Source organism: Salinibacterium xinjiangense, from assembly GCF_014645015.1.
GTDB classification, from domain to species: Bacteria; Actinomycetota; Actinomycetes; order Actinomycetales; family Microbacteriaceae; genus Rhodoglobus; species Rhodoglobus xinjiangensis.
In genome coordinates, this window is sequence record NZ_BMLC01000001.1 from 837,912 (window position 1) to 859,739 (window position 21,828).

Sequence of the window (21,828 nt, forward strand, 5' to 3'; positions counted from 1 at the left end):
AGAAGCGCTACCGGGGGTCAGGGATGAGCAGGGTGCGCAGCGCCGTGCCGTCCTCGAGAGCATCGAGAGCGGCGACCGCCTCAGACAGCGGTCGCCGGGCCGAGACGAGGGCCTCGAGCTCAAGGTCACCATCCATGAAGCGGTCTACCAGGGCCGGGATATCGATCGAGGGTCGCACGCTGCCGTAGTTGGAACCGAGGATGCGCTGGTCAGACTCTGCGAGAACGAGCGGCTCGAAAGAGGCGCGGGCCCCCGTCGGAGGCAGCCCGACAATGACGGCCGCACCGCCGAGCCCGAGCATCCGGATCGCCTGCTCCGTCGTCGCGGTGTTACCTATCGCGTCGAACGCATAGTCGACCCCATCGGGGAAAAGTTCGAATAGAGCCGCTACCGGATCACCCGTGGCAGCGTTGATCTCATCGGTGGCCCCCAGTTTCGTGGCGAGTGCCGTCTTCTCGAGGCGGAGGTCGATCGCGACAATGCGGCTCGCGCCCGCAAGGCGCGCACCCTGCACGACAGACAGCCCCACCCCGCCGCAGCCGATGACGACCACGGTGGCTCCCGGTTCGACCCGGGCAGTGTTCGTGACGGCCCCCACTCCGGTAGCAACCGCACAACCGACCAGGGCAATAACGTCGAGGGGCGCGTCGTCCCGCACCTTGATGGCGCCGGATGCCGGAACGACGACCTCTTCGGCGAACGATGACACCCCGAGATAGTGGTGAAGGGGTTCACCGTCAACGCTGAGGCGGGACGTGCCATCCTGCAGCACCCCGAGTGGTGCGACGACCTTGGCGGCGACCTGGCAGCGCGCCTCATGGCCGACCAGGCAGTACCGGCATTTTCCGCAGGGCGCGACCCAGGAGAGCACGACATGGTCGCCGATCGAGAGATTGTTGACGCCGGGCCCGACCGCGCTGACGACTCCGGAACCCTCGTGCCCCATCACGAGCGGGCTCGGCACGTCCCACTCGCCCCGGCGCACGTGCAGGTCGGAGTGGCAAACGCCGGCGGCGGCAATGCGCACACGCACCTCGCCAGCCTTCGGGTCTGCGAGCTCAACATCCTGGTAAGAAATGCTCCTGGTATCTGACGAAAAAACGATGGCCTTCATGGTGACTTTTCTCCTGCTCGCTGGTCGAGACGTCGGTGCGTATCCTGAGTGTAGAAAAAGACGCGCCAGTTTCTCGCCTGACCAAATGCACCGTTTGCGAGCACATCGTGCCGTTATGTCCACCCACCTCCCGACTGGAGTTTCGCCATCCCACTGCGGACGACCGCACATACCCCCGAGGGTGAGAGCCGCTTCACCGGCGTGGCGGGGCACGATCATGCCCTGGCAGAAGACCGGCTGATCAGCGAAGCTCTCGCCCGCCTCACGGCAGCCGCCCGACGCGGCGGAACCGAGGCGATCCTCACCGAAATCGCTCGGCTGCTTGATGGATGGGCGGCCCTCATAGACCGCTACGGTAAACCGGTATCGGCGTTCGGTGCGGCGCGAGTTCACCTCGACGATGCCACCAGCTTCGCCCTGAACCGCACGCGCAAAATTCGCAACACGACGATGCAACTCCAGCCGGTGGGGCATGGCCAGGACCCGCGCGCATTCCTCGTGGTTTCGGCGCGGGGTGGCAGCGAGGGTCGCACTCGGGCACTCGCAGTGCAGGCGGCCTCACTGCTGGATCTCACCTTCTTCGCCCAACGCGACGGCAAGGTCGACGAAATCGCTCGTGCTGACATCGTCGACGTGCTGCTCAGCGGAAACGCCCCCCTGGCCCGAAAGCTTGCCAATCGGTGGGGACTCACCGGAGAGAAACTGGTCGCAATTGCACTGAAGTCGAGGTCTCGGGCTGTCGTGCTCGAAACGCAGGTACTCGACTGGCTGATCGAACTCCAGGTGCCACTCACCACGCGTGCGCTCGATGGCGAGATCGTCGTTTTTCTTGCCCCCGAGGTCGTGCCCACCTGGATACACAAGGTCGAACACGAAGCGCAGGCTGGCGTTCCCGTGCGATGTGGCATCGGCAAACCCACGGTGCTCGCTGACCTCGCCGTGAGCCTCGAGCAGGCCAGGCAGGCTCTGGATGTAGCCATCGCTGACCCTCGACCGTGCCTGCTGTTCGAGCAACTGCCCATGGTCGACCTGGTCATTCGAAACCTCAGCCCCACGACGATCAGCGCCCTCTACGACCCTCTGCGCGCGCTAGGCGACGAGGATTCCGGCAACCAGCTCGCCCTGTCGCTGCGCGTATTCCTCGCCGAAAACGGGTCATGGGAAACCGCGGCCTCGCAGCTTGGCATTCATCGTCACACGCTGAAAAACCGCATGCACCGCGTCGAAGAGCTCACCGGGCTCTCGATGTCGCGCGCCGATGATAGATTCCGGGCCTGGCTTGCGCTGCAGTCCAAGGCATCGGGGTAGTCGCGAGCAGCCGCCCCGGGCTACGCAGCGAGCGCGTGCCCGCGATCCTGCTCAACGGCCTCGCTTAGTGTGCCGTCGTCATTCATGCGCAGCCTTGCTGCTGAGCTCGGTGGCGGGTCGAACCGGGTGCGCGCGATGAGCACGAACACCAACGCGACGACGATCGCGGCGACGATCGGCATGCCGAACAGGAGCAATCGATCCACCATCGACAATTGCAGCATGTGATCTCCCGTTATCGCGCCCCCGACCGAGGCCTTCTTCACGGTAACGGCCGGGCTGAACCTGCACGATCCCCAGTCGGGGTGGCGCCAATCCGCGGGTAGACCGCTTCTCCTCAGGCCCGCGCCCCGCCCGCGTGCGCCGCATTGCGAATGTGGCAACGGATAAAGGAGGGCGGCCCATTGGGGGCCGCCCTCCTCTTTCTAGCGCGCTCGCTTTTCTAGCAGGCTCGCTCTCGAGCGCGGTCCAGACCCGTCTGGGTCCCCGGGCGATCAGTCGCCCGCGCACCACCGGCGTGCGGCGACGGGAAGACCCCGGCACGGCACAGCCGCGACTGACTCTTTGAACCAGCCGGTGCGGTCGGCGCGGTGGCCGCAATACCGGCGAGCATGAACCAACCCGCCTCGTTGTTGTACCACTGGCCGCACACGGCGACGCTGCAGGAGCTTGGCAGCGTGAATCCCGGGGCGTAGCGGGAGTGCACGTCGGTGAGATAGGCCTCGGCATTGGCCGTGTCCCCCATCAACTGTGCGACACGGCTGACCGAGACCCAGGGATATCCATCCGGTATCCCGCCCTGGAACCAGGTCGGGTAGGCGGCGGAGAACTGACTCCATGCCGAGATGGCCTTCGGATCGCTCGGCGACACAACCCCGTACAGGATCGGCCAGAGTTGCGCCGTTGCCTGGGCGTAGAACACGTTGATGTTGCTCTCGTTTGCGAAGGCCCAGTCCCAATTGTTTTTCGTGGGGTTCCATAGCTTCGCCAGGATGGCGTCCCTGGTCAGGGTGGCCCACGAGGCGTAGTACGAGGCTTCTGCGCTACGACCGAGCGCTGTCTGCAACTGCGCGAAGTCGGCGAGACCCGAATACACCTCGACGTTGTCCATCGTGTACGCGACCGCATAGCTCGGCTTGGCGATGGTGAGACCAGCGTCGAGACCGGTTTCGATCCGCACCCCGATCGGTGCGCCAAAGTTCAGGATGTTGGCAATCGCCTCGTACTTTCCGATGTTTGCGCTGACGAAGCTCTGGAGCGCGGGATCACCGCTGGAATATGCTTCGAACGCCAGGTTCAACGTCGTCGATGCGTAGCTGTCGACGGAGTCGAAATCACCGGTCGGTGTTTCGACACCGGTGGCCGCGTCATAGGTGTAATCGAACACGCTGTTGGCGGGCACATTGGGCGCGGCCGTGTTGAGGTGATCGAGATACCACCGCATCCATTTGAGTGCCCCGGATCGCGACGCTGCGGTGTTCGCCTCGATGAGCCCCAGGGCGGCGATGTTCGCGAAGTACGGGGTTATTCTGGTGTCGAAGCTGGTGATCGCCCCGCTCGCCAGCTGCTCGCCGAGAACAAAATTAACCTGTTCGTCAACCCAGCTGGCCGGCACTGCTGCATTCGCCGATGCCGGGACTAACGTCGCTCCGGCAAGTATCGTGACGGCCACAGCCGCACCGCCCCAACGCCGATACGAGCGAGATGTGAAGTCCATCAGTTGTCTCCTTTGTCAATGATTTCGTGGTCAGTGATGTCGAACTGGAACTCAAGCGAGGCACAAAGCCACGGTCACCAGTCAAGCTATTGTGGTACAGACCATTAAGTCAAGGAAGCTCCTTGACCCGACGAACATTCGGTATAGATTCGGTTCTTCTACAGAATTGGTCTAGATAAACTGCGATTGCACGCGTTCCCCGCGCCGGGCATTATGGAGTTATGGAGTACACCCACCTCGGCCGTTCCGGCCTCACAGTCTCACGCCTGTGCCTCGGCACGATGAATTTCGGCGACGAAACAACAGAGTCAGACTCTCACGCGATCATGGACTCGGCGCATGACCACGGAATGAATTATTTCGACACCGCCAACTCCTACGGCGGCAGCCTCGGCCCGGGGGCGACTGAGAAGATCATCGGTAATTGGTTCACCCAGGGAGGGCAACGTCGGGAGCGCACGGTACTCGCCACCAAGGTGTACGGGGATATGTCTGATTGGCCTAACGATGCCAGGCTCTCGGCGCTGAACATCCGCAAGGCTCTCGATGCGAGCTTGACACGGTTGAAGACCGACTACATCGACGTGTACCAGTTTCATCACGTGGATCGAGCGACACCGTGGGACGAAATCTGGCAGGCGATGGAGACGGCAGTCGCCCAGGGCAAGGTCATCTACGCGGGGAGCAGCAACTTTGCCGGATGGCACATTGCCACTGCCCAGGCGGAGGCCCGGCGGCGTAATTTCGGCGGACTCATCAGCGAACAGTCCGTCTACAACCTGCTGGCACGAACCATCGAGCTCGAGGTGATTCCGGCTGCGCTGGACCACGGCATCGGAATTGTGCCGTGGTCCCCCCTGGCGGGTGGCCTCCTCGGTGGCGTACTGGGTAAGCAGCGCGACGGCAAACGACGCCTCACCGATGGGGTCGTCCGTCGGCTCGCGAAGCATCGCGATGCCATCGAGCAGTACGAGAACCTCGCCACCGAACTCGGGCACGAGCCGGGAGAGATCGGCCTTGCCTGGCTGCTTCATCAGCCGGCGGTCACGGCTCCGATCATCGGGCCGCGGACAGCGAGCCAGCTGGATGCCGCTGTCCGCGCGCTGGGTGTCACTCTCGATGCGGATGTTCTCGGTCGCCTCGACGACATCTTCCCCGGTCACAAGCCAGCCCCGGAGGACTACGCCTGGTAGAGCCGGTGAATCGAGCTACCCGGCGCGCAACTCCACTCAGAGTCGCAGGTAGCCGGAACCAATCTGCCAGGGTTCACCTTTTTCGGCCCGGTCCAGCACCAACCGCCGCAGCGTGGTGTCTCGCGGCAGGGCGGGCAGCTCATCGAGGTCCCGAGTGCGGAAGAGGAAGAACAGGGCCGAGGTCGCATCATCGTAAGGCTGCCCGATGGGCGTAAACCGACGGGCGAAGGAGGCAATATTGGTCCCGGCCAGATGCTCAAGAAGATACGGATCCAGCAGCCAGGAAACGCACGCCACGGTCGCTATGGGCTTATCTGGAAAGTGCCTAGGGAAAAATTCTTTGGCCTGCGCCAGGCTCGCGTCGACCGCCTCGGCAGTCAGCGGGCCGAATTCGGGAATGTGAATACCCGGCACCCATTCACCCGGCGCCATCGCACCCTCGATCGTCTCCTTCGCTGGATGCACCATGAAGTTGAGCCGACCGAGCGCAAACATCATCCCGGTGTAATGCGCGATCATCCAATCCCAGGTCTCAAGACCGAACTCCGCATGCGCGCGACGATGCAGCGCAAGGTTGCGGCCGACGTCTGCCAGGGTGGCGCGGGTCACGCTCGCTGAGACCCCCAAATGGCGGTGAAAGTCGACGATCATTGGCGTCAACTGCAGATATGCGGTGAGCCAGGCCATCGGGTCCGTGGTGATCGCGTCGGGCGGTTCCTCCCTGAAGCTGCCGAGTCTTGCGGTCAGCCACGCTGTCACTTCGGCCACGGCCGCCTGATCGACGGCGCCAGCAAGCAATCGTGCGCATCCGATGCGGTCTTCTTCGGCGATGGCAAGCACATCGAAAAGCTCATCCTGGGCCATGGGCCTGGCGCGGTCCGGATTCTTCACCGTGCAGTTCCTCTCGAATCACACAGCCCGCATGTCACGGAACGCTCACCGCGCGCTCATGACGGGCTGGACGTTCACTCAATAGTCATGGTGGATTAGGCAGCGCCGCGTTTCACGGTAAGACGAATGTCGTACCGGTCGCCTCGGTAGATCGATTCTGCGCGTTCTATCGGGCGTCGCTTTTTATCGTAGGCAAGCCTTTTGACAATGAGAGCCGGGCTGTGGACGGGGACGTGAAGGAGTCCGGCCTGCTCCTGGTCGACAACCGTTGGCGTGATGACCTGATCGGCCTCGAAGAGCTTGATGCCGTAGGTCGTGGCGAGAATCTCGTACAGCGATTGGTCCAGGGGCTGTTGGTCGAGTCCGGGGGCGAGGTGTGCGGGAATGTCGATCGACTCCAGGCACATCGGGATGCCATCGGCCATCCGGACTCGTTCGATGTGGTACACCATGTCGGCAGGGCTGAGCACGAGTTCGTGACCCAGGGCAGCGCCGGCCGGCCGGTGGCTGACCTTGAGCAGGCGGGATGAGGCACTGAAACCGCGCGCGCTCATATCCTCAGAAAAGCCCGTGAGTTCGGTGTTCTTCGAGATGGTGCGGTCGGCGACAAAGGTGCCAGCACCCTGAAGGCGAGAAACATAGCCAGAGGTCGCCAGGCTCGAGATGGCCTGCCTCAGCGTCATTCGGCTCACGCCGAATTGTGCAGCGAGTTCGCGTTCGGGTGACAGCCGGTCACCGGTCTTCATTGTCATGATGACCTCAATCAGCCGGCTGCGCACCTGCTCGTGCTTTGCCTTGTCCGGATCAAGTGTGACCGAGCCGGGAAGCTCGACAAGAATTCCAGTCCGACTGCTGTCCTTCGGATGGCTCATCGTTCCATGCTCTCTGTGATGGCGACGGGCGACGCCCGCGCACTGCTTTGGCACAGTACCACTGGAACAGTCGAAATTCCGGCGTGGGCGCGGGCGGGCCATGAGACGGCCGCGATAATGGGCGTCTTTGTTACTTGACAACGCTTCGAAGCGGGCAGTACAGTCAAATTGCATTCAGAGGTCTAGACCTTCTATCACGTATACCGGGTCTGACAGCATCGTGCCAGATCCCGTGATCCCGCACTTTCCAACCCACGCTCAAGGAGGAGTTCATGGCAATGGCCACTTCAATCGCCACGGTGCGTCGCAGAAGGTTTGCGGCGGCCACGACGGGCATTCTCGCTCTCGCACTCGCAGTGACCGGCTGTTCCAGCGGAACCGGCGAAGCGCCGACGACAAGCATCACGTTCTGGCACTACTGGACGGACCGGGCCGAGGTCCTACAGAGCCTCGCCACCGAATACCAGGAGGAAACGGGCGTCGAGGTCAAGCTCGAGCTCGTTCCGGGTGACGCGATGGGGCAAAAGTTCCAGGCAGCAGCCCAGGCTGACAAGCTCCCCGATATCGCGGCGTCCTGGGAGCCAGCAGGTGAGGTGCTCGCGGTGTACGCAAACGAAGGCCAAGTGCAGAACCTGTCAGCACTGGATGGTGGGCAGGACTGGTTTGATCGATTCGAACCAGCGACGGTAGCGGGGGTCTCCTACGCACCCGACAACCCGTGGAAGGTAGACCCTGGCGCCTACCTCGTTCCGTTCGATACCAACAACATGCAGTTTCTCTACAACAAGGATCTCTTCGACCAGGCGGGCATATCAAAGCTGCCGACCACACTGAATGAATTTGTCGATGCCTCCGAAAAGCTGCGCGCCATCGGCGCTCAGCCCTTCATTTCTGGGTTCTCATCGTGGCCCCTCGAATCGATGGCGTCGATGTACATCGACAACGCAATCTCACCGGAAACTCGGAGCGCCGCATACGCGGGAGAGGGTCGCTATGACACCAAGGAATGGACCGAATTCCTCGGCATCTTCGAGACACTCGCGGCCGCGGGCGTCTTCGCTGACGGAATTGTGGGATACGACATGCCTGCCGCTGAGACCCTGTTTGCATCGGGCCAGGCTGGCATGATCTTCGACGGCTCGTGGGCGCTGGGTGTGTTCAACCAAACGAACCCTGACTTCACGAACTACGGAGTGTTCCTCCCGCCGAGCCTGGGTGACGAAGAACTGCGAATTCCCGGAGGCGTCGGCTCCACGGCATTCGTCGTCGGATCCTCACCCCATGTGGATGAAGCTGCCGCTTTTCTCGAGTGGCTGACAGATGCTCCGCAGCAGAAAAAATATGCCGAGTCCAGCTTCAATATCCCCGCCAATCGCGAAGTGGCCACCGAGCTTGCTCTCGATGAAAACATCGCCGCATTTGCGGAGGGAGCCGACAAGCTCATCGCGCCCACAACAGAGGTGATGCAAGCGCCGGTCATCACGACGATGGCGAAGGGACTCCAGCTCATAATCGCGGGAACTGACACTCCGGCCGCCGTCGCGGCAAGAATGCAGTTGGCGCTGGAAACCGGCCAGCCTCAGTGATCGGTTAGTTCGCTGGTGAACAGCGGGTGCGCTCATCTCGCGAAGAGAATGAGCGCACCCGCCCCATGAAAGGAGGCGCGGTGAACAGCGCACGCGTACTGGCGAAAGCCCAGAGAATATCCTTGGTTGAGACACAGGTCTCGGCGCCACTAGCCGCCGGCATCGCCAAGCGATCCGGACAATTGCCCGGGCCGAGGCGATTCAGCCGCCGTCGGCGCGCCGAGATGATCACGGCCTACCTCTTCATTCTTCCGACGCTTGCGCTCTTTTCGGTTTTCAGCGTCTACCCGTTCGCGCGCACGGTCGAGCTGAGTTTCACCGACTGGGACGGGTTGTCCAGGACGTTCAATGGCGTCGGCCTGGACAACTACTTCGCGGCCTTCCGGGATGGCATTTGGTGGGGTTCGATCTGGAATGGCCTCATCCTCGCCGTGGTCGCGCTCGTCCTCATGCAGGGCCTGGGGCTCTTGCTCGCTATCGCAGTCGATCGGAAGCTCGTCGGGCAGACGATCTACCGGACCGTCTTCTATATCCCGCCGATCCTGTCGGGCATCGTCGTTGCAACAATCTGGAAGTGGCTCTACGAACCCAATAACGGTGTGATCAACTCGACCCTGGAGAGCATCGGCCTTGGCGAGCTGGCGCAACCGTGGCTCGGCAATCCCGCTACGGCGCTGTGGGCGATTTCGCTCGTGTCGATCTGGCAGGGCGTTGGTTACCCGTTCCTGCTTTTCCTGGCCGGCCTGCAGGGCATCTCCGGCGAGATTTATGAGGCCGCCAAAATGGATGGGGCCAGCGGCTCGCAGATCTTCCGCACGATCACGATCCCGCTGCTTCGCCCGGTTATCGGCATCGTCAGCGTGCTGACCTTCCTTGGCGCGATGCAGACCTTCAACCTCGTCATCGCTATGACCGGCGGTGGGCCAGGTTACGCAACCGAGGTTCCGATTCTTCATATCTATCGGGCGGCTTTCGGAGGAACCCCGGACTTTGGCTACGCGTCGGCATTGTCCATCATCTTCGGAATGATGCTGTTCGGGGTGTCGATGATCTCGCTGTATCTGACCCGCCGATCCCGAGACGAGCAATCATGACACTCTTGTCCACCAAGTCCAGTCTTCCCGTGTCGAGGCCGACGCGACGAGCGGCCAAGAGGCTCACGGTGCCGCGAGTCTTCCTTCACCTCGGCTTGATCGCCTGGGGCCTGGCATCCATCCTTCCCCTCGTCTGGATGATCTCAGCGTCGCTGCAGACCAATGCTGAGATCTATGGAGGGGTGCACCTCATCCCTGAAAACCCACAGTGGGGCAACTATGTGCGGGCCTGGGACCAATCGTCATTCAGCGATTACTTCTTCAACAGCGTTCTCTACACGGTGTCGGTCGTGGGGGGAACGGTCCTCTTCGCCTCGCTATCTGCCTATGCATTCGCTCGGATGCAGTTCCCGGGCAAACGGGTGCTGTACGGGGCGTTCCTGGTCTTCCTGTTCATCCCCATTCCGGGAGCGTTCATACCGCTTTACCTGGTTCTCGCGAACATGGGGTTACTCGACACCCAGCTCGGCTACATCCTCCCGATGATCAATGGAAGCCTCCCGGTCGCGATGTTCATCCTTCGGGCGTTCTTCGAGCAAATACCGAAGGAGCTGGAAGAAGCCGCATTCATCGACGGCGCATCGCGACTGCAGGTCTTCACCATGATCGCGTTCCCGCTCGCGCGCCCCGCGGTTGCAACCGTGGTGATCCTCACCGTTCTCGGCGTGTGGAACGAGTATGTGCTTGCCTCGGTCGTCTTCAGCAACCAGGCACTGCTGCCGCTCCAGGTCGGGCTTCTCAGCTTCCAGGGAAGCTATTTCAGCCAGTACGGGCTCATGATGGCCGCGACGACCATCACGACGCTTCCGATCATCATCGTCTACCTCATGTTTCAGAAGAACATCATTCGCGGCGTGATGGCGGGAGCGGTGAAGGGATGAGCGAGCTGTTTCTGTCCGTCGACGGCGGGCAATCGGGAACCGTCGCCGTGGTGGCACATGCCGACGGCACAATCCTCGGTGTCGGTCGGGGCGGACCCATTCGCCATCATGAAGAGCCCGATGCCGAACGTTTCGTGCGGCAGGGTCTTTCCTCCGCGATCAGCGAGGCCATGAGCGATGCGCAGGGCCACGGGACGGTGGCGGTGTGTTGCCTCGCGATGACGGGATCCGCCGGCATCGCGGACCGCGTGGTTCGTGAGTTGGTCGCGGCTGAGCGCTACATCACGTTGGAGAACGATATTTTTGCCGCGCTGGCCAGCGGCACGGGGGGCGGAGGCGGGGTCGGCCTCATCTCCGGCACCGGCACCGTCGCGCTCGCGAAGACTCGTACCGGCGAGCACATCATCCGGGGCGGCTGGGGGTGGATGCTCGGCGATGAGGGTGGCGGATTCTGGATCGCCATGGAGGCGCTGAAGGCGGCGGCACGCGACATCGACGGAACGGGCGCACCGACGGTCCTCACGCGCACCCTGCCGGGAATCCTGGGTCAACAGGACCTGCGCGAGGTCTACAACATCGTTACCGGTCAACGGCTCGACCGAACTGCCATCGCCGCGCTCACTACGACGGTGGTGCGGATCGCCGAGGCCGGCGACGGCGTCGCCGCTGGCATTCTCGACAGTGCGGCGAGACATCTGGCAAAGCTGGTGCTGGCGACAGTCGCCGCAGCCCCCTTTCTCACACCAGACGAACGTGTGATCGTCGCCTGTGGTGGGGTACTGAATCCTGGCGGCTGGGTCGTCAGCCGAGTCACCGAGCATCTTGCCGAAAGTGCGCCCGGATTCCGGATGATCGCACCAGCCGTTCCACCGGTCATCGGCGCTTACTACCTCGCCCTGGCCGAAGTCGGCAACCCGGTCGGTTCTGGGCTGATGGCCCACGTGACAGATCAGGTTCGTTCACTCCCAGTCCTCACCGCCAAGACGCCCATCGCGGCGCCTGATCAACCAAAGGAGATTGCAGATGTACAACAACCCAGATGAATCGCAGCGGCTACGCAATGCCATTGTGGAGACACTGAAGGGTGCCGTCATCGCATCATGTCAGGCGGGGCCGGAGAGCCCACTCAACCAGCCGTCGATAATCGCAGCCCTCGCACGGAGCGCTGAACTGGGAGGTGCGCGGGCTTTCCGAGTCGATGGGCCCGCGAATGTTGCTGCCGTACGGGCATTGAGTGCACTCCCTATCCTCGGAATCAACAAGGTCGATCGCGAGGGGTATGACGTTCGAATCACCTCCACTACGGCCGACGCGATGGAGGTGGTTGAAGCAGGGGCAACCGTCGTCGCACTCGATGGCACAGACCGCCAACGACCCCATGGCGAGACCCTCGCCCAGATCATTTCGGCACTGCACGCCATCGGAGTTCCGGTGATGGCGGATATCTCCACGCCTGCGGAGGCCCGATTCGCGGTCGATGCCGGGGCCGACATTGTGGCGACGACCCTCTCCGGCTACACCGATTACACATCAGACGTCGATAAGCATGGGCCCGCTTTTCCGCTCCTCGATGCCATTCATGATCTTCCGGTTCCTGTCATCGTCGAGGGTCGAATCTGGACAACCGAGCATGTCGCTGATTGCTTCCTGGGCGGAGCCTTTGCCGTCATCATCGGTTCGGCAATCACCGTGCCCGAGCTCATCACGCGTCGTTTCGTGGCAGCCGCTCGCGAAGCGCAGCACACGTTGGTGCAGGCATGAGCGCGGTCGCGGATTACTTCTCGGATGTTCACACGCGCCTCGACGATCTCGCGGTCAGTCAAGCCGGCTCGATCGACGAGGCTGCCGCGCTCGGCTCGGCGGCGATCATAGCCAGGCGCCCCATTCACGTCTATGACACGGGCCACCTGATCAGCCACGAATTCATCGACCGGACGGGTGGCCTTGCGGCATACACTGCCCTGTCATTCGGGGCCACGGTGGCTCGAGGGAATGAGTGGATAGCAGCAGAGCGCAACCCGCTCGATTCCTCAGGGGAACGCTCCGCCAGCCTGCTGGTGGAATGGCTGTTCGAACAGGGGACGATTCAACCGGGTGATCCTCTTATCCTGAGCTCAGTGTCAGGCACGAACGCCCTGCTTATCGAGCTCGCCCTACAGGCTCGCGTACGCGGAGTCAGCGTGGTGGCGGTCACCGGTGTTGACTTCTCGAAAGAACTCGTGAGCAATCATTCGTCGGACAAGCGACTCTTCGAGCTTGCTGACGTCGTACTCGACAATCGAGTGCCGTATGGTGACGCCGCCCTCACGCTTGATGGGGCGCAGGCGCAGGTTGCGGCCTGGTCTGGTCTCGCCGGTGCCGCTTTGATGTGGGCGGTCACGGTGGGAATTATCGAAAAGAGTCTCGCAGCGGGGACGGTCCCGACAATTTACACAAGCTACAACCTGCCCGGTGGCGGCGAGCAGTACGCAGCAGCACGCGCGCGGTATCGAGCGTCGGGCCAGTGACGAGGCCTGCGGGTTACGAGCGTTACATCGCGGTCGTCAAGTCACTGCTCGACGCTTCTCTCGACGATGGCATCACCTCTGCCGTGACGGCTGCTGCAGGGCTGATCGCGGATCGGATCGCGGACGGAGGGATTCTTTACGCGTTCGGTGCAAGCCACGCCGGGCTGCTGGTTCAGGATCAGTTTTACCGGGCAGGTGGCCTCGTCCCCATCCAGCCGATCCTGCCAGCCGCGCTTATGCTCAACATCACTCCGGTCACCTCCACGAGCGCCCTGGAGCAAACCCCTGGAGTAGCGCAGGGTTTCCTGGAGAACGTTCCCCTCGGCAAGGGTGACCTGCTCCTCGTCGTGTCGGTGTCCGGTCGAAACCCGGTACCGGTGGAGATGTGCCTGCTTGCCCAGCAACGAGGGGCTACCGTGATCGCGCTCACGAGCGTGACCTACTCATCAGCCGTCGACGGGCGCGGGGTGCCCCGCCTGTTCGAAGTGGCTGACATTGTGATTGATCTCCCGGGGGCGGTGGGCGACGCGGCGATCCCCCTGGAAAACGGAGTTCCACCGGTTGGTCCGACGTCCTCCAGCATCGGCGCCGCAATCCTGCACGGCCTCATGGTCGAAACCGCCATGCAGCTTATCCAGCGTGGGGTCACTCCCCCGGTCTTCGCGAGTGCCAATCTCGATGACTCCGCCGCGTGGAACGAGCATTGGACAAAGATCTACCGGGATCGACTCGATTACCTGTAGCGCATCGCATCGTGAACACGGGTCTGGAGGTTCACCCGCACGCAACTGCCGATCAGCGGCTAGATTCCCTGCCAGGCGTACTTATGGGCGAAAGCATGCCGGTAGTACGCCACATTCGCCAGCCCTGCCGCCGCAGCCTCGTCGATCACGACGGTCACATGCGGGTGCATCTGGATCGACGACGCCGGCTGGCTCGCCGTCATCGGGCCCTCGACGGCGGCAGCGATGGCGCCCGCCTTGGCGCTGCCGAAGGCGAGCAGCACGAGGTGGCGTGCACGTCCGATCGTGCCGAGGCCCTGGGTGATGCAGTGCATCGGCACCTCGTCGGGGGTGTCGAAGAATCGCGCGTTGTCGGCCCGCGTCTTTTCAGTGAGGGTTTTCATGCGCGTCAATGACCCGAAGGATGACCCTGGTTCGTTGAAACCGATGTGGCCCGTACGCCCGATGCCGAGAATCTGCAGGTCGACTCCACCGGCCTCGGTGATCTCACGCTCGTAGTCAGGCCCGGCCGTCTCGATCGTGTCGACGGCGCCGTTCGGAACCCGAACGTTCGCGGGAGTCAGGTGCAGCGGCTCCACAACATCGCGGGTTATCACCGTCCGATAGCTCTCCGGATGCCCCGCAGGCAACCCGACATACTCGTCAAGCGCAAATCCGCGCACCCGCGACACATCGATGGAATCCTCCCGGAGCAGCCGGGCGAGGGCACGGTAGGTGTGCAGCGGGGTCGAGCCGGTCGCGAGCCCCAGCACGGCATCGGGCTTCGACACGATCAGATTCCGGATGGCACGGGCCACAAGTTCGCCGGCTGCCTGCTCGTTCGCGACGATAACTACTTCAGCCATTCAGTAATCTCCGCTCATTGAACCCAGATAGTGGGACCAGTTTATCCATCTCGGGTCAATGGTCCGTACCAGTTTTCAACTCTGCGGCCGGAGGCTCCATTGGCCTGCGCGGCACCGCCATGGTGGGGGCGGCAGCGACGATGGCGACGCCGATCAGCCGGCCTGGCTTGCTGGCAAAAGCTGCGCCGACTGCTGGTTCACAACGCGGCGGCCTCGGAGCTCGGCGCCCATCGTCACACGCTGAGAAACCGCATGTATGGCGTCGCACCAGCGGCCGACTACCGCACGTCTCAGGGCTGCGGCGAAAGGTGCTCGTGCACGGCCAGCCACGCGCCCGCGCGGTGGTGGAACACGATGGTCTCACGTTCACTGACGGTCGACTGTTCGCCATCCATCTGGAGGGTCGTCTCGACGTCGTGGACGAAAACGCCCACATCGCCGTAGACCTGCACGCGCCCATTGCTCGAGGAACACCCGATCACCCTGAACCCCGCCGACTGCTCCCATTCACGCCACAGTCGCTCATAGGCTTCTCTAGATTCCAGTCGCTCGGAAGTGGTGTAAAAAACGAACGACGCGTCATCAGCGAAGCCCGCGAAGTACGCCTCGGAGTCATGCGATCCGAAGGCGGTGACGATCGCGGCAGCGGCGGCCGCCACCTGTCGTTCGAGTTGCTCTGTCATGTTATTTCTCCCTTGCATAGCCGGCCAGTGGGCGGGTGCGGTCGCGCTTCGCCCCGCGGATAGGGCTCATCGTCGAGATGATCTCGTACATTACATGGGCGGTCGCCACGCCCATCGAAACGGCGTGCCGTGCGTGAACTCAGCACCGAAACAGGTATCCCCGGTGTCGAGAAGCGGGGTAGTGGCTGCCTCGACCAACCCGAGTACCTCGTCGAGGTCAGAAAGGTGCGCGAACATTGCCGCACCGGCATGCCCGGGCCCGAGAGAGGCAGCTACCTGTCCGCGTCTTCCCCGCCTGACCCCGTGGTCAATCCGTGGTCAGACGGGGGTCGGCTCAGCCATGGTCCCTTATCTGTCGGCGGACGGCGGCACGCGCTGCTTCCGAACCGTGGTCCATAACAATCTTCTGGGCAACGCTGTCGCGAGAGCCCACCAGCCGTGGCCCCTTCGGGCCAAAGGTGTATGACGGCTCCGGAAACACCAGCAGGGCGGCGAGGTACAGCACGATCGCCGTAACGATCGCCGCAATCAGGCTGAGATCGATGCCGCCTGCCGCGTTCGCGAACGGACCGATCACCACCGGTGGATAGTTCGCGAAAAGCAGGCCGACCACCGCCGCGACGATCCAGGCGACAAGCCCACGCCAATTGAACCCCGCCGCGAACCAGTACTTCCCGCCGGTTTCACCGCGGTTGAAAACCTGTAGCTCACGAGCGTCGTAATGCCCGCGATGCACAAAGTACCCGATGGTCATGATGATCATCCACGGCAGCGTCGTCACGATGATGGCCCCGACGAAGGCGTTGACCGCGCCGAGCAGGTCGAAGACAAGTCGGCCGACCAGGATGAAGACAAATGCGACAGCCCCGATCGCCAGCGTCGCCTGCACCCGGCTGAAGCGGGGGAACACCGATGAGAAGTCGAGACCGGTTCCGTAGAGCGAGGTCGTGCCGGTCGACAGGCCGCCGATGAAGGCCACGACGATGAGTACGACCGCGTACCACAGCGGCGAGGCCTGGATCAGGGCGACGACGTAGTCAGTCTGCCCAGCAACGATCGTCGCGGTCACAACGCCGAACAGGAAGGGAACCAGGGTGGCGAGTTGTCCGAGCAGAGTGGCGCCGAGCAGCTGCCGTGTTGGCGTGTTCTTGGGAATGTAGCGCGACCAGTCACCGAGGAAGGCGCCGAAGGAGATCGGATTGCTCATGACGATGAGAGTCGCCAGGATGAAGGTCGGCCAAAAGGACCCCAGGGCGTACTGCTCGGGGCCGGGGTTGTATGACGGGTCGAAGACTCCCGCGAAAGCGACGATCGCCAGCAGAAACATCGCCGTGTTCGCGATCACGGCTGTCTTGTTCACCAGGAGCATGAACTGATAGCCGTAGACCACCACCACGACGACGATCGCCCCGATGATCGCGTAGATAACGGTCCTGAGCACAGCGGAATCAGGAATACCGACGAGTCGAGTGAGGGCCCCCACTATCGCGTCGCCGCTGACCCACACCGAGATCGAGTAGAACGCGATGGCAGTGAGCAGTGAGAGGAATGACCCGACCACCCGACCCCTGACGCCAAAATGGGCCCCGGACGATACGGCGTTGTTCGTCCCTGTTTTTGGCCCAAAGAGGCCCATCGGCATGAGGAAGAGTGCTCCGATGACGACGCCTGTGACGGTGGCAGCGACAGCCTGCCAGAAAGACAGCCCCAGCGCGATGGAGAAGGTGCCGAGAAGAACGGTCGCGAAGGTGTTTGCACCACCGAACTGGATTCGGAACAGGTCGAATGGTTTCGACGTGCGATCGGCATCCGGAATGGTCTCGATGCCATGGACCTCGACCTCCGTCACCTTCGGTCGAGGGTTGAGGGTAGTCGCCGCAGCGTCTTTGCCGGTGGCGTTCGTTGTGGTCATGGGGAGCCTTTCGGGCACACTCAAAGGAAAAGCGATTGTGTGCATATTATGGCGAATGTTACCTGTGGGCAACATAATTATCGTATGAGAATAGTCCGCATCGTTGACCTGTCAGTGACCGTCGGGAACGACACTCAAACTTATCCAGGCGATCCTGCTCCAAAATTCGAGGTGCACAGCACCGTGGCGAAGGATGGATTCAACCTGCTGTCGGTGCAGATGGGCTCTCAGACCGGCACCCATGTCGACGCACCATTCCACTTCCAGGATGATGCCGCGAAGCTCGACGAGGTGCCGCTCGCGAATTTTGTCGGCACGGGAGTGATCGTCGATGCGACTGATCTGGGAGCCCGAGGGCGAATCACCTGGCGACATATAGAGCCGGTAGCCGCCAGGATCCACCCCGGCTGCATCGTACTTCTACATACCGGATGGAGCAGGCATTACGGAACCGCACGATACTTCGAGAATCCCTTCCTCGACGCCGAAGCCTGTCGGCGGCTGCTGGCCCTCGGGGTTCGGGCCTTCGGCATCGACGCACTGAACATCGATGAAACCCCCGACTCGATGCACCCGGGTGAGGGCTTTCCTGTGCACCACCTCATCGCTGACGCGGTGGGCGTCATCTGCGAGAACCTCACGAATCTGGCCGCCATCACCTTTGAAGACCCCTTCATCTCGTTGCTACCCATCGCCATCGAAGGAGCAGACGGCGCACCAGTACGCGCGGTTGCGATGCACCTCGAATAGCATCGCCCCGATGGTGGAGCACGCTCATCGAGAGTGCATGCGGTCGTGCGGTGCGGTCGTGCGGTGTGGCTTCGGCCGCGATCCGAACCTCAGCTGGGTATGTCGCCCGACGCGGGCTCACGCTGCTGACCGAGTACCGGCGTGCGCGGCATCGCCACGGTCGCGATCACGGTCACCACCGCGACCACCAGCACCGCGATGAACACCGCAGCCGAACCGGCTGTGATGGTCGCAGCTGAGAGGGATGCGGCATCCTTCTCCCCGAAGATCGAGTTGGCTATCGCGCCGAAGATCGCGACGCCGATCGCGCTGCCGATGGAGCGGGCAAACAGGTTGGCGCCGGTGACGACTCCACGCTCGTCCCATCCGACGCTGGCCTGGGCAGCGATCAGGGTCGGCACCGCAACAAAACCCATGCCGAGGCCGACGATGAAGCAGCCGATCGCTACGATCGCGATCGAGGGGGCTGTGCCGAAGATCGCGATCGTTAAGGTGCCGAGCACCACGAAGCTGATGCCGATGAGCCCGGTGTTCTTGAACCCGATGCGAAGGTACAACCGCCCACAGAGGGCCGCGGCGATGGGCCAGCCGACCGTGAGCGCGCCGAGGGCGAGGCCGGCGACCAATGGCGGGGCACCCACCGAGCCTTCGAGGTAGGTGGGCACATATGAGGTGAGGCCGATCAGGATCGCACCGACCCCGAGACCCACGAGCGTGGTCGTGAGCAGCAGCCGCCGCGAGAAAACCCACAGCGGCAGGATCGGTTCGGCCGCCCGCCTCTCTGCGAAGACGAACGCCACGAGCACCGTCCCACCGATCGCGAACGCGCCGATCGACTGGGGGGAATTCCACGCCCAGGCCTGCCCGCCCTGGAGCACCGCCAGGATGATGAGGGTCAGTGAAATGGTCAACAGCACCGCTCCGAGGTAGTCGACCGTGTGGCGGCGCGGCTCCACTTTCTCGTGGAACGACCTGACGAGCATCCACCCGGCAATAATGCACAGCGGGATGTTGATGAAGAACACCCCGCGCCAGGCATCGAGCTGCGAGAAGATGCCGCCCAGCAGCGGGCCGACCACCGATGAGATACCCCACACACTGGCGAGGTACCCCTGCACTTTGGCGCGCTCGGTCAGCGAATAGATGTCGCCCACGATCGTGATCGCCATCGGCTGCACAGCTCCGGCACCGAGACCCTGCACTGCCCGGAACGCGATCAGGGCAGGCATGCTCCACGCGAAACCGCACAGGATCGACCCCAGCAGAAACAGGCCGACACCGATCAGGATGATCGGCTTGCGCCCCACCACGTCGGACAGCTTCGCGTAGATCGGCACGGTCACCGCCTGTGCCAGCAGGTAGACGCTGAACAGCCACGGAAACAACGCGAAATCGCCCAGGTCGTTAACGATCGTCGGGATCGCGGTGGCAAGAACCGTCGCGTCGATCGCCACGAGCCCGGTCGTCACCATCAGCGAAATGAGGATGGGGCCTCGCTCAGAGCGGAAGCCAACGTCGGAGGTCACTGTGAGGGCAAGTCTGGGGGAAGCTCACACATTCCCGTGACAGCATGACGGGATGCTCGACCCGAACTGGGCCGCCACCCGGCCACTGCTGTGGATCGCGCTCGTGGCCATGCTCGTGCTGCTCACGCTGCGCACGATCCGCAAAGACCGCCGCGAATACCAGCGCTTCAAACGGTATCGCGGCACCGTGAAACGGCAGGCGACGTTTCGACGATGGTTGCGGGAATCGTTCCTGACGTTCGGCGGGCTCTCGGTCGTGCTGCTGCTGCTCGCCGGGTCGTACGTCGGCCCGCTACTGGCTGAGCTGCAGGGCGGAAGCTGGGTCAGCGGCATCCGGAGCAATCTCTGGATTCCTGCGGTTATCGCCGTGATCGTCATCGTGCTCACCTGGATTGGCATCCGCGCGGCGCGACATGACGACGATGGCATCGCGGCTGTGGGCGATATCGCGGCACTGCTGCCCCGCAACCGGCAGGAGGTGCGGCTCGGCGCGCTGCTGTCGATCAACGCCGGAATCGTGGAAGAGCTCGCGTTCCGCCTCGCCATCCCCGCCCTCGTGTTCGGCGCGAGCGGCAGCGCGATCGCCGCGGTCGCCGTCTCCGTGCTGCTGTTCGGCGCGCTGCACCTCTACCAGGGCGCCGCCGGCATCATCGGCACCACCATCGTCGGCATCGCCATGATGGCGCTCTACGTGGTCTCGGGCAGCATCGTCGCGCCCATCGTGCTGCACGTGCTCATCGACCTGCGCTCGCTCGTGCTCATCCCGGTCGCCGTCATGGGCGTGCACAAAGTGGATGGCCGCCTGCACCCGTGGCTGCCGGCCGTGCCGCGCACCCCGCCGGCCACGCCGCGTACCCCTCCGGCTGCAGCTGCCGCACCCGAGGCCGCGCCTGCCGCCGCTACCTCAGCCGACGGGCCGGCCCCGCCGCAGCCACACGGCGACCACGATGATCATCGCTAGACCGACGACGGTGATCGTGACATCCACGAAGGGCAGTACACCGATGCCCCACCCATCGAGCAGCACACCACCCAGCAGCGCACCACCACCGATTGCCACGTTGAACGAGGTCGTGAAGTAGGCGGCAGCGGCATCCCGTACCCGCAGTGATGCCGTGTGCATCATGCGCGCCTGCATGAGCGACGGCAACGCGCCGAACGCCATGCCCCACACGAAGATCGCCACGAGCGCGACAGGAGTAATCGAGGCGAAGGTGCCGATGACCAGCACGGCCACCATCACGAGTGCCACAGAGCCGATCAGCGTCGACTGCGGAAACCTGTCGCCGAGGGTTCCGGCGAGAACGAGGCCGAGAGCGCCAGCGACCCCATAGAGCAACAGCACTCCGGCGATGGATCCGGAATCGATCCCGACCGGGCCGATCAGGTACGGCGCGATGTACGTGTAGAAGAGGTTGTGCCCCAGCGCCACCAGGATCAGGATCAGGCCGACCGCGATGACCGCCGGCACCGTGCGGTCTTTGCGCATAGGAATCGGGATCTCCCCCGTCGACAGCACCACGCCATGTGACACCGCGGGCAGGAGCTTCGCCGTGACGAGAGTCAGGATGACGATAATCGCCGCGATGATGGCGAACGCGAGCCTCCAGCCGACCGCATGGCCGATGGCGGTGCCGAGGGGCACGCCGAGCACGAACGCAGCGGTTCCCCCGCCGCCGGTGATGGCGATCGCGCGACCGAGCTGGTGCTTGGGCACGAGGTGCGCCGAATAGGCGCCGACCACGGCCCAGAACAGGCCGTGCGCGAGCCCGCCGATCACGCGAGCGCCCACGAGCATCTCGTAGGTGGGAGCGAGCGCCGCGAGCACGTTCGCGATGGCGAAGACCATGAGCACCACGATGACGAGGGACTTGCGGGAGTAGCGACGCGTGAGCACGCTGAGCGGCGCGGCGCTCAGCACGACGGTGCCGGCGAAAACCGTGACGAGCAGGCCGACCTGGGATTCGGAGACCCTGAGCTCTGCGGCGATATCCGGAAGCAAGCCGGTCGGAAGGAACTCGCTGGTCACCGACGTGAAGATCAGTGCGGAGAGGGTAAGCAAGCCCGCCCAGGGAAAAGTGGTTGACGTGGTAGATCGTGGCGCGCCCATTAAGGCGGAATCCGTTCGGTGGAAGTGGTGCGTTCGCCGCCCGCGGGACGACGCGGGCCATGCGCCGTCTCCGCCAGCCTACTTGCCATATTCTGA

21 protein-coding genes are annotated in these 21,828 nt (G+C 63.3%); 11 read left to right on the plus strand and 10 right to left on the minus strand.

The annotated features are described in order from the left end of the window. Positions 1 to 7: 7 nt before the first annotated feature. Positions 8 to 1,114, minus strand: a complete 1,107-nt coding sequence (locus IEW81_RS03940) for an alcohol dehydrogenase catalytic domain-containing protein (RefSeq protein ID WP_097060354.1) — start codon at positions 1,112 to 1,114, stop codon at positions 8 to 10. 201 nt (positions 1,115 to 1,315) lie between these two features. Between IEW81_RS03940 and IEW81_RS03945 the strand changes: the two genes are divergently transcribed. Further along, positions 1,316 to 2,422, plus strand: a complete 1,107-nt coding sequence (locus IEW81_RS03945; RefSeq protein WP_097060353.1) for a PucR family transcriptional regulator — start codon at positions 1,316 to 1,318, stop codon at positions 2,420 to 2,422. 20 nt (positions 2,423 to 2,442) lie between these two features. Here IEW81_RS03945 and IEW81_RS03950 read toward each other — a convergent pair whose 3' ends face one another. After that, positions 2,443 to 2,646, minus strand: a complete 204-nt coding sequence (locus IEW81_RS03950; RefSeq protein ID WP_097060352.1) for a hypothetical protein — start codon at positions 2,644 to 2,646, stop codon at positions 2,443 to 2,445. A 218-nt stretch (positions 2,647 to 2,864) separates the two neighbouring features. Continuing rightward, positions 2,865 to 4,139 (minus strand): hypothetical protein, encoded by a 1,275-nt coding sequence (locus tag IEW81_RS03955; protein ID WP_097060351.1) that lies wholly within the window; start codon positions 4,137 to 4,139, stop codon positions 2,865 to 2,867. A 221-nt stretch (positions 4,140 to 4,360) separates the two neighbouring features. Between IEW81_RS03955 and IEW81_RS03960 the strand changes: the two genes are divergently transcribed. Next, complete coding sequence (locus IEW81_RS03960) at positions 4,361 to 5,332, plus strand: aldo/keto reductase (RefSeq protein ID WP_097060350.1); 972 nt, start codon at positions 4,361 to 4,363, stop codon at positions 5,330 to 5,332. A 36-nt stretch (positions 5,333 to 5,368) separates the two neighbouring features. Here IEW81_RS03960 and IEW81_RS03965 read toward each other — a convergent pair whose 3' ends face one another. Then, positions 5,369 to 6,196 carry an acyltransferase domain-containing protein gene (locus tag IEW81_RS03965; RefSeq protein ID WP_097060349.1) on the minus strand — a complete coding sequence of 276 codons (828 nt, stop codon included), beginning with the start codon at positions 6,194 to 6,196 and terminating at the stop codon, positions 5,369 to 5,371. Positions 6,197 to 6,318: 122 nt separating this feature from the next. Further along, entirely contained in the window at positions 6,319 to 7,095 is a 777-nt protein-coding gene (locus IEW81_RS03970) for a GntR family transcriptional regulator (RefSeq protein ID WP_179691809.1), read from the minus strand. 272 nt (positions 7,096 to 7,367) lie between these two features. On the opposite strand from IEW81_RS03970, the gene IEW81_RS03975 reads away from it, so the two are divergent. The 7 genes from IEW81_RS03975 to IEW81_RS04005 all read left to right on the plus strand — a co-directional run bounded on the left by IEW81_RS03975 (position 7,368) and on the right by IEW81_RS04005 (position 13,906). Then, positions 7,368 to 8,681: an ABC transporter substrate-binding protein gene (locus tag IEW81_RS03975; protein ID WP_097060347.1), complete on the plus strand. Its 1,314-nt coding sequence runs from the start codon at positions 7,368 to 7,370 to the stop codon at positions 8,679 to 8,681. 122 nt (positions 8,682 to 8,803) lie between these two features. After that, on the plus strand, positions 8,804 to 9,775 hold the full coding sequence (locus IEW81_RS03980; protein ID WP_218839990.1) for a carbohydrate ABC transporter permease: 972 nt from the start codon (positions 8,804 to 8,806) through the stop codon (positions 9,773 to 9,775). Then, a complete protein-coding gene (locus IEW81_RS03985; RefSeq protein WP_097060345.1) occupies positions 9,772 to 10,656 on the plus strand; it encodes a carbohydrate ABC transporter permease in 885 nt (294 codons plus the stop codon). Before IEW81_RS03980 ends, IEW81_RS03985 begins: the two co-directional genes overlap by 4 nt. Then, positions 10,653 to 11,699: an N-acetylglucosamine kinase gene (locus tag IEW81_RS03990; RefSeq protein ID WP_097060344.1), complete on the plus strand. Its 1,047-nt coding sequence runs from the start codon at positions 10,653 to 10,655 to the stop codon at positions 11,697 to 11,699. Before IEW81_RS03985 ends, IEW81_RS03990 begins: the two co-directional genes overlap by 4 nt. Next, complete coding sequence (locus IEW81_RS03995; RefSeq protein ID WP_097060343.1) at positions 11,680 to 12,417, plus strand: N-acetylmannosamine-6-phosphate 2-epimerase; 738 nt, start codon at positions 11,680 to 11,682, stop codon at positions 12,415 to 12,417. Before IEW81_RS03990 ends, IEW81_RS03995 begins: the two co-directional genes overlap by 20 nt. Beyond that, the gene (locus IEW81_RS04000; protein ID WP_097060342.1) at positions 12,414 to 13,163 is read left to right on the plus strand and encodes a sugar isomerase domain-containing protein; all 750 of its coding nucleotides are present in this window, start codon (positions 12,414 to 12,416) and stop codon (positions 13,161 to 13,163) included. Before IEW81_RS03995 ends, IEW81_RS04000 begins: the two co-directional genes overlap by 4 nt. Beyond that, positions 13,160 to 13,906 (plus strand): sugar isomerase domain-containing protein, encoded by a 747-nt coding sequence (locus tag IEW81_RS04005; protein WP_097060341.1) that lies wholly within the window; start codon positions 13,160 to 13,162, stop codon positions 13,904 to 13,906. The genes IEW81_RS04000 and IEW81_RS04005 overlap by 4 nt, the downstream gene beginning before the upstream one ends. A 59-nt stretch (positions 13,907 to 13,965) precedes the next feature. On the opposite strand, the gene IEW81_RS04010 is transcribed toward IEW81_RS04005, so the two are convergent. From IEW81_RS04010 to IEW81_RS04020, 3 genes are all read right to left on the minus strand, one after another. Beyond that, positions 13,966 to 14,751, minus strand: coding sequence for a glucosamine-6-phosphate deaminase (locus IEW81_RS04010; protein WP_097060340.1), 786 nt, complete (start codon positions 14,749 to 14,751; stop codon positions 13,966 to 13,968). A 290-nt stretch (positions 14,752 to 15,041) separates the two neighbouring features. After that, the gene (locus IEW81_RS04015) at positions 15,042 to 15,434 is read right to left on the minus strand and encodes a nuclear transport factor 2 family protein (protein ID WP_097060339.1); all 393 of its coding nucleotides are present in this window, start codon (positions 15,432 to 15,434) and stop codon (positions 15,042 to 15,044) included. Between the two features lie 334 nt (positions 15,435 to 15,768). Beyond that, positions 15,769 to 17,346: a purine-cytosine permease family protein gene (locus IEW81_RS04020; RefSeq protein ID WP_097060338.1), complete on the minus strand. Its 1,578-nt coding sequence runs from the start codon at positions 17,344 to 17,346 to the stop codon at positions 15,769 to 15,771. Positions 17,347 to 17,430: 84 nt separating this feature from the next. Between IEW81_RS04020 and IEW81_RS04025 the strand changes: the two genes are divergently transcribed. Continuing rightward, positions 17,431 to 18,096 (plus strand): cyclase family protein, encoded by a 666-nt coding sequence (locus tag IEW81_RS04025; RefSeq protein ID WP_097060337.1) that lies wholly within the window; start codon positions 17,431 to 17,433, stop codon positions 18,094 to 18,096. 89 nt (positions 18,097 to 18,185) lie between these two features. Here the strand turns inward: IEW81_RS04025 and IEW81_RS04030 are convergent, their stop codons facing one another. Further along, positions 18,186 to 19,568 (minus strand): MFS transporter, encoded by a 1,383-nt coding sequence (locus IEW81_RS04030; RefSeq protein ID WP_097060422.1) that lies wholly within the window; start codon positions 19,566 to 19,568, stop codon positions 18,186 to 18,188. A gap of 106 nt (positions 19,569 to 19,674) precedes the next feature. Here IEW81_RS04030 and IEW81_RS04035 point away from each other — a divergent pair, with 106 nt between their 5' ends. Continuing rightward, the gene (locus tag IEW81_RS04035; RefSeq protein WP_097060336.1) at positions 19,675 to 20,583 is read left to right on the plus strand and encodes a CPBP family intramembrane glutamic endopeptidase; all 909 of its coding nucleotides are present in this window, start codon (positions 19,675 to 19,677) and stop codon (positions 20,581 to 20,583) included. Here IEW81_RS04035 and IEW81_RS04040 read toward each other — a convergent pair. Beyond that, on the minus strand, positions 20,527 to 21,684 hold the full coding sequence (locus IEW81_RS04040; protein WP_229671228.1) for an MFS transporter: 1,158 nt from the start codon (positions 21,682 to 21,684) through the stop codon (positions 20,527 to 20,529). The two genes, IEW81_RS04035 and IEW81_RS04040, sit on opposite strands and share 57 nt — an antisense overlap. Positions 21,685 to 21,828: the final 144 nt, after the last annotated feature.